Source organism: Marinimicrobium sp. UBA4509, assembly GCF_002388575.1.
Classification (GTDB): Bacteria; Pseudomonadota; Gammaproteobacteria; order Pseudomonadales; family Cellvibrionaceae; genus Marinimicrobium; species Marinimicrobium koreense.
This window is the reverse complement of record NZ_DGMV01000005.1, coordinates 18,021-27,321: the sequence shown is the minus strand read 5'-3', so window position 1 is coordinate 27,321 and position 9,301 is coordinate 18,021. Positions and strand designations below refer to the sequence as shown.

Below are 9,301 nucleotides of genomic sequence, written 5' to 3'. Positions count from 1 at the left end.
CGGGTCTGGCAGGTCACGGTCGGGCGCATCACCCTGTATCTGCTCGACAGCAATGATCCGCGCAACCAGGCGGGCGACCGGGGCATCACCAGTCAACTCTACGGCGGCAACCGTGAGCTGCGTCTGGTGCAGGAAATTGCTCTGGGCATTTGCGGCTGGCGCTTGCTGGACACCCTCGGTTGTGGAGACTACGTCTGTCACCTGAACGAGGGACATGCGGCATTCGCCACACTGGAGCGCATGCGCACCTATTGCGAGCGACACAAAGTCTCCTTTGATGAAGCACTCTGGGCCACCCGTGCGGGAAATATTTTCACCACTCACACGCCAGTGGCAGCCGGTTTCGATCGCTATCCCATCGAAGTCTTGCGTCGCTATATTGACGAATTCTCCCAACAACTCGGCGTCCCGGCGGAACGGTTATTGGCACTGGGCAAAGCCAATCCAGAGGACTCGACAGAGTGGTTCAATATGGCCTGGCTGGCCATGCGCACCTGCGCTTTTGCCAACGGCGTCAGCGCCTTGCATGGCGCCGTCAGCCGAACCATTTTTCAGCCCCTTTTCCCCCGCTGGCCAGAGCGCGAAGTGCCCATTGGCCACGTCACCAATGGCGTCCATGTGCCCACCTGGGATTCATCCCGGGCCGATAACGAGTGGCGTCAACTGTTCGGTCCGGACCGCTGGCGTCAGGACCTGGAGCGCATGCCCACCGACACCATTGAGCAACTGGACAATCACCGCCTCTGGCAGATGAAGGGTCAGGGCCGGGCACAACTGGTGGACTACGTACGCCGACGTCTGGGCCATCAGTGGCGCCGCGAAAGCGACCCCGGTCAGTGTGCGGTATTCAGCGAACAACCGCTGGACCCGAATGTCCTTACCCTGGGCTTCGCCCGACGGTTTGCCGAGTACAAACGACCCAACCTGTTGCTGCACAACCCGGATCGACTCGCCGCCCTGCTCAACCACCCTCAGCACCCGGTACAACTGATTGTGGCCGGCAAGGCCCATCCCGCGGACCAGTGGGGAAAGAATGCGTTACAGGCCTGGTACCGGTTTGCCCGCCGCGCCGACGTCAAAGACCGGGTGGTTTTTCTGGAGGACTACGATATCGAGCTGGCACAACATCTGGTGCAGGGCGTCGATGTCTGGCTGAACACACCGCGCCGCCCCTGGGAGGCCTGCGGCACCAGCGGCATGAAAGTGCTGGTCAACGGTGGCCTGAACCTGTCCAGCCTCGACGGCTGGTGGGCCGAGGCCTGGCACGCGGAAGTGGGTTGGGCCCTGGGAGACGGTGACGTCCACGGCGAGGAGCAGGACGATGACGATGCCACGGCGCTGTATGAACTCCTGGAGCAGGATATCGCGCCCTGTTTTTATCATCGAGACGACGCCGATATACCCACCGACTGGTTGGAACGAGTACGGCACAGCATGGCCCAACTGACCGCGTCTTTCAGTTGCAACCGGATGCTTCAGGAATACATTGAAGGCTACTATCTCCCGGCCGCCCAATTACTGGCGAACCGCACAAAGGAAAAAGGCGCCCTTGCGGCCGAACTGTTTCAATGGCATTCAGGCCTGTCCCAACATTGGCACGAAATCCACTTGGGTGAGCTGCAGTTCGATGAGCGGGATGGGCATCGTCGGGTCGGGCTGAATGTACAACTCGGCGGATTGAACCCAGAGCATCTGACCGTAGAGTTGATCGCCGACCCCACCGACGCGGAGAGCGCCATCACCCTGGCACTGACACCGGCGAGTACCTTGCAGAGCGCCACTCACAGTTACCGGTATGAAGGGCAGCTGGACAGCGCGCGCCCGGATGGCGACTTCACCGCCCGAGTGGTTCCCAGACATCCGGCGGCGATGATTCCGGCGGAGCACCAGAAAATCATCTGGCAATCGCGGTAGCGTTGAACCCTCAGCGAGCCTCTACGCGCCGGCCCGGTTCGATATCCTGGCCGGGATGGAGGATCACCCGCTCGCCCGGCTCGAGTCCGTCCTGGATTTCGGTCAACAATCCACTGCGCCGTCCCGGCGTCACGGTTCGGCGCACGGCCTCGCCGTCCTCAATCACATACACCGCCCAGCGTTTCTCTTCCCGGAACAGGGCGCTGGCCGGCACCTGCAAGACATCGTCACCTTCCCAGAGAATAAAACGCGCCTCCACCCGGTAACCGTCACCCAGGTCTTTCCAGCGTTCGCGCTGCGCATCAAAATCGACAATGACCCAGACGCGCTGCTCTTCCACTCCCAGCGCGGAAATGTGCGTAAAGCCCGCCGGTTCGATCCGGCGCACCCGTCCCGGCAACACCTCGTCGCCGCCCCAGCGCTCCAATTCCACACGCATTCCCGGGCTCAGACGCACGGCGTCCGGTGAGAGCAGATCCACTTCCACTTGCAGGCTGCTCAAATCACCCAGGGTCAGTATCGGTTCACCCGGTTGAACCCGCCCGGCACTCTGTCGCTCGCGGGTGAGCACGACACCCTCCGTAGGTGCGGTGACCTTGAGCGGCTCCGAACGGACTTCGCCACCCGCAATGGTCAACGCCGCCTCGGCGTTTTCCCGCTCGTGCCGCGCCACATCCACCTGAAACTGTGCCGTGCGCAAACGCGCACTGGCACTGCGTGCTTCCGCCAGCGCCCGGTCCAATGCTTCCCGGGACAGATGGCCCTGATCCACCAGCCGCTGTACCCGCACCAGCTCCCGGTCCGCCAGTTCGGCCTGGGCGCGCTGGACTTCAACGGCGGATTCCGCGGCGGCCAAAGCCGACTCGGCCCGCGCCAGAGCCGCCCGGGCCTGGGCGCCGGTGCGGGCATCCAGCGCGTCAGCCGGTGCCGGATTCAGAGTAAACAGGGTATCGCCCTGAGCCACTTCATCGCCGGGCTCAAGCAGTACTCGATTGAGGTAACCCGCCACCGGCGCCGAGACCTCGAAGCGATCCGGCAGGCGGGTGCGCCCCTCCTCCTCGACAGTAATTCGGAAGGGACCACGAATCACCTGCGCCGAGTCCACCAGCGCGGGCGGATCGCGAAAGCTGATGATCATTACCACAATCACCAGCAAGGTGATGGCGGCAAAAATCAGGGTACGACGGTTCGGGCGTTTCATAGCCATAGGTCCTTGGACTGTCTTGAGCCAGGAGGTTCGCTCCGGCGCCAGAAGGTTTACTTACTCCGCCGACTTCAGGGCCGACACCATATCCAGTTTGACCAGTGCCCGCCCCATCATCAAGGCGGACAACAGGGTCGCGACCAGCACCACCAGGGCGGCGCTGGCATAGGTGTCCGCGGTCAGCACCAGCGGCACCCGGTAAAGATCGGTCTGCATGCCCAGGGTGAGCAGCTGACACAGACCGGCCCCCAGCAGGAAGCCGAGCGGCATGGCCAGCACGGTCAGCAACAACAGCTCACCCAACAAAATAAAAGCAATTTCCGCCCGGGTAAAACCCAATACCCGCAAGGTCGCCAACTCCCGGGCGCGCTCGGCAAAGGCGATGCGTGCGTTGTTGTACACCACGGCAAAGGCGATCGATCCGGCCATAAACACACTGAAAAAGGTGAACACCAGCATACTGTCCGCCATCATATCGTCGAACGCGCGGATGGTGGTGTCCCGCTGGTTCACTCCCGCCACCCGGGGCATGGCCTCCAGGCGGCGATTGACCTCGTCCACCAGCTCCGGGTCCACCGCCAGAAAAGCGCCGCTCACCGTATCGCCCTCACCCAGCAGTCGGGCCAGGGTGTCCTGCCGCAGATAGGCGCCCACGCCGATAAATTCGGTGACCAAACCGGCCACGGGAATGGCAAGCTCCGGCTGCCGCCCTTCCTGCACCTTGACCTGCAGGGTGTCCCCCACTCCAATACCGAGCATGGTCGCCAGATGGTCGGTGAGCAACACCCCTTCGTAGGGAATGGCGATGGGCTGCAATTGATCATCGAGCACCTGCACCAGATGCCGGGGCTCGGAAAAACCCTGGACCCCACCCCGATAAGAACGATGTCCGTAGTGCAGAATCGCCGAGGCGCTGCGAAAACCCTCGACGTAACGAACACCGGGGAGCGCAGCCAGCTCGTGTAGAGCACCGCGCTGGGTGGGTTCAATAAAACTGACGGTCATATCCTGTTGCTGGGCAAGGCGAAACTGCACATCCATCATGTAATCGATGGAGCCCTTCTGAAACCCGGTCAGCATCATCATGCCCACCGCCAGGCTGATACCCAGAATCGACAGCCCCGCCTTGATCGGTTGTCGTTCCAGGTTGCGCAGGATGATTCGGGTCGGCTGACTTAGGCCTCGAATGCCCAACCGCTCGATCAGGGTGCGACGAAAATGGGTGGGCGGTTCCGGGCGCATGGCTTCCGCCGGAGGTAATCGAAACGCCCGGTACACCGCAGTCAAGGTACCCAGTGCCGTCGCGCCGCCGGCGATAACAATAGCGGTCAGCGCCACCGAGGCCCGCAGCCGGAACTCCAGCCAAGGGAAGCGGAAAAAGTCCTGATACAGACCGGCCAGGGCACTGGCCAGCCAGGTGCCCAACAATACCCCGAGAATTGAACCGATCAGAACAATCACCAGCACCAACATAAGGTAGTGTCCGGCCACGGTCAGGCTGTCGTAGCCGAAGGCTTTCAGCACCGCGATCTGCTCGCGCTGGGTGCGGATCAATCGGGCCGCCACCACGTTCAACAAAAACGCGGACACGCCAATAAAAATCAACGGCAGAAACACCGCCATGGCGGCAATCTGTTCCAGCTCCTGTTCAATAAAACGGTGTGACAGTTGATCGTCGCGACCATAGGCGCCGAGCCCGCCCCAGGGCTCAAGCAAACCATCCAGATGGTCGATGGTGGTCTGCGGGTTGGCCCCCGCGTATAGCGTCAGCGTAACGTTGTTGAAGGCCCCTTCCATATCAAAGGCGGATTCCAGGGCATCGCGATTCATCCAGAGAATGGCGTAGCGGGAAAAATCCGGAAACAGATCCCCCGGGCGAATCTGATAGATGTACTCCGGCGAGAGGGCAATGCCGCTGATCCACAGCGTCTGGTAGCGACCATTGATCACCACCGACAGGCGATCACCGGGCTGCAATTCATGCGCCTCGGCGAAGGCTTCGCTTAACAACACCTGATCGTTGCGGCTCGCTTCGGGCAACTGGCCGGTGCGCAGATGCAACTGATTGAGCTGGGGCTGGCGCCCGTCGGGAATGGATTGGGCGAGGCCGGTAACGGGCTGATCGAACCCGGGCACCTGCAGTTTCACCGGCGCCTGCACGCGGGTTTCCAGGGTGGCCACGCCGGGCACGGCGCGCAGACGATCGGCCAGGGATTCAGGCGCGCGCTTGAGATTGGCAAACACCTCGGAAAAGCGCTGGCTCTGATACACACTCTGCTGGCTGAGGCGAAGTGCATCCAGAGCGGTAAAGGACATCACGAACATGGCCACGCCGGTGGCAATCACCACCGCAATGGCAAGGCCCTGCCCTTTCAGGGTCCAGAGGTTGCGCAGCAGTTTGGTATTGAGAGCGCGCATGGCGGGTTACCAGTGCAACTGATCGGGATCAACGGGGTGCGGGTTTTCCGTGACTTCGCTCACCCGCCCGTCGCTCAGGCGAATCATCCGCTCGGCCATATCCGCAATCACTGCATTGTGGGTAATCACCGCGGTGGTGGTACCCAACTCCCGGTTGATCCGGCGCAGCACTTCCAGCACCTTGATACCGGTTTTTGAATCCAGTGCACCGGTGGGTTCATCGCACAACAACACTTCGGGATTTTTGGCGATGGCCCGGGCAATGGCCACCCGTTGCTGTTCACCACCGGACAGTTGAGCCGGGAAATGATCCAAGCGCTCTTCAAGTCCCACCAGCGCCAGGGCATCGGCCGGGTCCATGGGATGGCGGGCAATGTCGGTAACGATGGCGACATTCTCCCGCGCGGTCAGGCTGGGAATCAGATTGTAGAATTGAAAAACAAACCCGACATGGTGACGACGAAAGTCCGTCAGCACCCGCTCAGTCGCATGACTCAGGTCGGTATCCCGGTACCACACTTCCCCTTCGGTACCGCTGTCCAGCCCGCCGAGAATATTGAGCAAGGTGGACTTGCCACTGCCCGAGGCCCCGAGCAACACCACAAACTCCCCGGCGTACAGCTCCATATCCACGCCGCGCAGCGCGTGAATTTCCACCTCGCCCATGCGAAACACCCGGGTGAGGCCCCGGGTGCGGAAAACGCAAATGGGTGAATGGGTTGATGGCATCGGTGGCTAGGGCTCCACATCCCGAACCAGACGGACAAAGCCGAGGTCGCCGGCCTTATCCATCCGTATGGGTTGCTCGGAGTATAACCCACTTGCTCCGAAGTTGACCCCAAGCGCGTCCTCACTCTCGTAACCGCTGAACAGGAGTAGGCCCGACTGACTGGCACTCCAGTACCGGACCTCCCCCCAGCGCCGCAACGCTCCCTGCAGGCTCCTGCCCGGCGTGGCGGGAAACACTTCTGGATTGATCGCGGGTTCGGAACCGCAACTCTCATAAAGGCTTAACAGTTCGATGATGTTGGGCAGGCGCCAACCGTCGTGGTCATGAATCTGATTCAATGCCTGCTGCCAGGTAAACACCTCCGCCGAATCGCTGCACTGGCTACCATCCCAATGTTGGCCCACGGAACAGCGCTGCCACTGCAGATTCGTGGTGGTGTGGTGGACAACCGTCCCGCCCTCGATAATATCAAACGCGCTGGTTGGGGTGGTCGGGTTCATTGCCGTGTGGCGACAGTGATCGCGATCCAGTACATCCAGAGGCTCCGGACCGCGATGACCACTGACGGCATGCGCCCGCAAAGTTTCATCCGCCCGCAAAGGATACATTGTCTTATCACCCCCGTGATGAACGGCCGACAAGCCCCAGACATGTTCATCGGAATTCGCCACTGTATTAGCGGTCCACCAACCTGCGGGCTCTACATGCTCTACCTCTCTGTATTTAAATGTCTCGAGATCATCACCCGGCAAAGGATCAAAACTGGTGACGGAAAACCAGTCGCCCCAATCGGGAAGACGCCAGTCGTCCCGCCCACACAGAGTTTTCTCGTTCAACGCTTCCAGAAAGGCATGAGTATCACATGCCGAGCCTTCACAGTGCCCCCCATCGGGCACTCCGACAACGCCCCCGTTCACCGTATCGTCCGGACTGTACCAGCTGTAGAGGTTGTTGGCCCCGTGCAGCCCGGTCTCGGTTTTGACCTCCCACAGAAGGCCGGTCACGTTATCGCGTGTACAGAACCATTCTGTGGCATCATCCGGCAGCTCGTTGCCCTCGCTATCGATTTTCGTGAAATCGTACTTTTGCGGTTCATCATCGGCTTCTTCCTGATTATCCGTGTCGTTCAGGCGATCTCGCCCCACCTCGCCATCCTGAAGCGGAAATCCGGCCACGGGACACTCGTAGTCAAAGAGTTCATTGTCACCACAGGTTTCAATACCCGTATCGTTGAGATAACTGGTGGAAAAACCGGGAGGCGCAACGGGATCATCCGGGAAATTGTCCTCAGCGGGTAAATTGGCCGGGAAGTACAACGGATCAAGCGTGATTTCATGGAGGGCGCCGCTATCCAACTCCACGGTGACGGTAAACCGATGCACCAGTTCTTCGGTGGGCAGTTCGAGAAGCACGATGTTCCACAATCCGCTGAGCCCAGAGTTGATCGCTCTACCGTCCGGACCGATGTTGGGTGGATCAATCAGAAGATCATTGAGCACCGTACCCGCCGGATAATCTGCGTTGAAATCGCTATCGCTGGTCAACTCCAGCCGCACGGCTCGCTCGCCAAGCTCCGGAGGTTCACAAGAGGTGGCACGGGCGCGCTGAAACAGCGAGAACTCTGGCCAGAACCCTCTGGCACGAGATGCCTGGGAGTCGTCCGGCTCATTGAATTCGACACCGATGTAAATACTTATCAAGTGGCGCTCCGGTGCATCATCGGTGGCCGGAAGTACATTCTGCTGAATGTACGTCATCTCAAGGCCGGTGATGACCGCATCGCTCAAATCTGGCTGGCCACTGCAGTCAATGGGCGGGATTTCCGGCTCGTTATCCTCTTTTTCCTGGTTGAAGTCGTCAACGGCGTTTTGAACATTATTCTCTGAGCCGCCACAAGCCGCCAAAAGCAACACAGCGGTCAATACAAAAGGTAGGTTGATTCTCACGGGTTTTCTCTCCTCATCCATTGGATTTATTGTTCCTCCATGATAGCGCAATCAGGCAGGCACCGCCCGCCGGGTGACACTAGGTTACGCTTTTATAACAACTTTTTACCTTTAGCCAAACAACCACGCGAGCACGATGATCACCAGGGCAATCAGGCCGGCAATGCCTCCGAGCTTCATAAAGGCGACATTGCGCCGGCGCACGGCATCGAGCCGGGCGGTGGTTGAGGCAATGGTGGGCTCTTCGATGTTGGTGTTGGCGGGGTCGGCGCCGGCGTAGCGGGAGCCGCCGGGGGTGTCTTCATCACCGGGCAGCACGATCAGCAGTGCGCCGTCATCCGCGAAATCCCGGCGCCAGTGGTCGGCGGCTTTTTTGTCATCGACGGTTTTGAACTCGACCGGCGAACCGGTAAAGAAGGTTTCGCGCACTTTATCCGGGGACATCTCCAGTCGCTTGGCCAGGTTGCCGATCACTTCCTGGCGCTGAAAGCCTGTGACCAGGTCGCCGGTAAACATCAGTCGATACATCGCTCGCTCCTTTTACCTAATGTCGCGGTGTGTCCCTCATCTTTACATATCCCGGCGGCATCTGCACGGGCATCATCAGCGAAAGGTGCGGGCCAGAATCAGGCCACCCCACAACAGATTGCGGTCCCCGGGGCCCTGTTTGATCTCCGAGCTGTGGCCGCGCACGACGTAACTGATGCGATACCCCTCCGCGAAGGCCACGGTATAGCCCAGCCAGGCTTCGAGCATGACTGAGCGCAGTTCACTCCGCTCAAAGGTGACTTCACTGTCGCGAAACTGCCCCTGCAGAAACGCGTTGTAGGCACGGGCTTTAACCGACACTCCGCCCCAGAAGTAATGCTCATCGACCGAAATACCGCTGTTGGTGTAGGAGGATTTCTCGCCATAACTCACCAATTCCGGGTTAAATGACGACCAGGCGGTGTGATAGTCGCCGCCACGAACCGACAAACTCCAGCTCGCCTCGGTGAGGTAGCCCACGGACCCCTGAACGGTGCTTTTGATTTCCAGGTTGTCGAACAGCGTGGCGACATGGTGTTGCCGCGCCACGGTATAGCGGGC

General features: G+C 60.3%; 7 protein-coding genes. 1 reads left to right on the top strand and 6 read right to left on the bottom strand.

Annotated features, from left to right (window positions below; genetic code table 11):
• Nucleotides 1-1,914: alpha-glucan family phosphorylase (gene glgP / locus B3520_RS00370; RefSeq protein ID WP_286875045.1), on the top strand; the 1,914-nt coding region annotated here is incomplete at its 5' end.
• Between the two features lie 10 nt (nt 1,915-1,924).
• On the opposite strand, the gene B3520_RS00365 is transcribed toward glgP, so the two are convergent.
• The 6 genes from B3520_RS00365 to B3520_RS00340 form a co-directional block, all read right to left on the bottom strand.
• On the bottom strand, nt 1,925-3,115 hold the full coding sequence (locus B3520_RS00365) for an efflux RND transporter periplasmic adaptor subunit (protein WP_123637826.1): 1,191 nt from the start codon (nt 3,113-3,115) through the stop codon (nt 1,925-1,927).
• 60 nt (nt 3,116-3,175) lie between these two features.
• A complete protein-coding gene (locus B3520_RS00360; RefSeq protein ID WP_286806965.1) occupies nt 3,176-5,536 on the bottom strand; it encodes an ABC transporter permease in 2,361 nt (786 codons plus the stop codon).
• A 6-nt stretch (nt 5,537-5,542) separates the two neighbouring features.
• On the bottom strand, nt 5,543-6,265 hold the full coding sequence (locus B3520_RS00355) for an ABC transporter ATP-binding protein (RefSeq protein WP_286806964.1): 723 nt from the start codon (nt 6,263-6,265) through the stop codon (nt 5,543-5,545).
• Nucleotides 6,266-6,271: 6 nt separating this feature from the next.
• Entirely contained in the window at nt 6,272-8,212 is a 1,941-nt protein-coding gene (locus B3520_RS00350; RefSeq protein ID WP_286806963.1) for a DUF1566 domain-containing protein, read from the bottom strand.
• Between the two features lie 111 nt (nt 8,213-8,323).
• Nucleotides 8,324-8,740: a hypothetical protein gene (locus tag B3520_RS00345; protein ID WP_286875042.1), complete on the bottom strand. Its 417-nt coding sequence runs from the start codon at nt 8,738-8,740 to the stop codon at nt 8,324-8,326.
• A 75-nt stretch (nt 8,741-8,815) separates the two neighbouring features.
• On the bottom strand, nt 8,816-9,301 hold a 486-nt coding region (locus B3520_RS00340; protein ID WP_286875040.1), incomplete at its 5' end, for a lipid A-modifier LpxR family protein.

Bases quoted from the DNA above. Each gene is read 5' to 3' on its own strand.
- B3520_RS00365 (WP_123637826.1), bottom strand. From the start codon at position 3,115: ATGAAACGCCCGAACCGTCGTACCCTGATTTTTGCCGCCATCACCTTG.
- B3520_RS00360 (WP_286806965.1), bottom strand. From the start codon at position 5,536: ATGCGCGCTCTCAATACCAAACTGCTGCGCAACCTCTGGACCCTGAAA.
- B3520_RS00355 (WP_286806964.1), bottom strand. From the start codon at position 6,265: ATGCCATCAACCCATTCACCCATTTGCGTTTTCCGCACCCGGGGCCTC.
- B3520_RS00345 (WP_286875042.1), bottom strand. From the start codon at position 8,740: ATGTATCGACTGATGTTTACCGGCGACCTGGTCACAGGCTTTCAGCGC.